Source organism: Exiguobacterium sp. K1 (assembly GCF_033721435.1).
In the GTDB taxonomy this organism is placed as follows: Bacteria; Bacillota; Bacilli; order Exiguobacteriales; family Exiguobacteriaceae; genus Exiguobacterium_A; species Exiguobacterium_A artemiae.
In genome coordinates, this window is sequence record NZ_JAOTIT010000014.1 from 1 (window position 1) to 1,441 (window position 1,441).

At 51.4% G+C, this 1,441-nt stretch carries 2 protein-coding genes; both read left to right on the forward strand.

Going from position 1 to position 1,441, the window contains the following annotated elements:
• Positions 1 to 55 precede the first annotated feature (55 nt).
• A complete protein-coding gene (locus tag N7U64_RS15435) occupies positions 56 to 565 on the forward strand; it encodes a helix-turn-helix domain-containing protein (protein WP_413230445.1) in 510 nt (169 codons plus the stop codon).
• The gene (locus tag N7U64_RS15440) at positions 550 to 1,404 is read left to right on the forward strand and encodes an IS3 family transposase (RefSeq protein WP_413230446.1); all 855 of its coding nucleotides are present in this window, start codon (positions 550 to 552) and stop codon (positions 1,402 to 1,404) included. Before N7U64_RS15435 ends, N7U64_RS15440 begins: the two co-directional genes overlap by 16 nt.
• Positions 1,405 to 1,441 lie beyond the last annotated feature (37 nt).

Genomic DNA, 1,441 nt, shown 5'->3' on the forward strand with positions numbered 1-1,441 from the left:
TGAACTGCCCCATAAAAGTTGGACATAAAAATCCAACTTTTATGGGGTGTTTTTTATGGTCAAATATACAAAGGCGTTTAAAGTCCAGGTCGCTGAGCGTTATCTGACAGGACGAGACGGATACCGAGGTGTGGCGAAAGAATTCGGGATAACGCATAACCTGGTCCGTGAGTGGTCACATCTCTATGAGCGCTGGGGGGAAACGATCTTCGATCCTTCCTATACAACACACTCGCTGGCATTTAAACTGGAGGTATTAAACGACATGGCGACCAATAACCTGTCCAATAGAGAGACGGCCGTAAAATACCGAATTTCCTCCCCGGGGATGATCTCGACATGGCGATCGACGTATGAACGGGAAGGGACCGCAGGTCTGGTCGCCAAACCGAAAGGACGTGCCCCGATGACGAGACGCAAGAAGAAGGATTTTGAAGAGATGACAGAAGTCGAGAAGCTCAAAGATCGGATCGAGTATCTCGAGATGGAGAACGCTGCGTTAAAAAAATTGAAAGCCTTGGTTCAAGAAGAGAATGCGCGACGAACCGGATCAAGGCACAAGTAATCGACGAATTGCGGTCAATCTATCCCGTTCCGGGACTCCTCCGCGTGCTCGGAATGGCCCGGAGCGTCTATTACTATTGGCGGACGCGCCTGACGGGCGAAGACAAGTATGCGGAGGTGAAGGCAGCCATCCATACCCTCTTCCACGAACACGAGGGACGATGTGGTTATCGTCGCATCCACGCACTTCTCGAACGCCAGGGCTTCCGGCACGATCCGAAGACCGTGCGCCGTCTCATGAACGAGCTCGGTCTCAAATGTCTCGTCCGCATGAAGCGATACCGCTCCTATAAAGGACGGGTCGGAGAGGTCGCACCGAATCTTCTCCAACGGGACTTCAAGGCCACCGGCCTGAACCAGAAATGGGTGACTGACGTCACTGAGTTTCACCTGTTCGGTGAGAAGCTCTACCTGTCGCCGATGATGGACTTGGGAAACCGTGAGATCATTGCCTATACCCTATCGGACCGCCCTACATATCGATTCGTTGGTGAAATGTTAGACAAGGCAATCGGGAAGCTCGACGGGAAAGCCCGACCAATCCTCCATTCCGATCAAGGGTGGCATTATCAATATAGAGCGTTCACTGGTACGCTCCACGAGCACGGCATTACGCAAAGCATGTCCCGTAAGGGCAACTGTCTCGACAACGCAGCCATCGAAAGCTTCTTCGCCGTGCTCAAGTCAGAGCTCCTGTATCTCAAGGAGTTCGATGACATGGACCACTTCAAATGTGAGCTCGAGCGTTACATCGAGTACTATAACCATCGTCGTATCAAGAGACGACTAAAAAACCTGAGCCCGGTGGAATACCGGACTCAGGTCCTCAAGGTCGCCTGACAAATTATTTATTGTCTAACTTTTTTGGTTCAGTTCA

Excerpts from the sequence above, each read along its gene's own strand:
- N7U64_RS15435 (WP_413230445.1), top strand. The coding sequence starts at position 56 with ATGGTCAAATATACAAAGGCGTTTAAAGTCCAGGTCGCTGAGCGTTAT.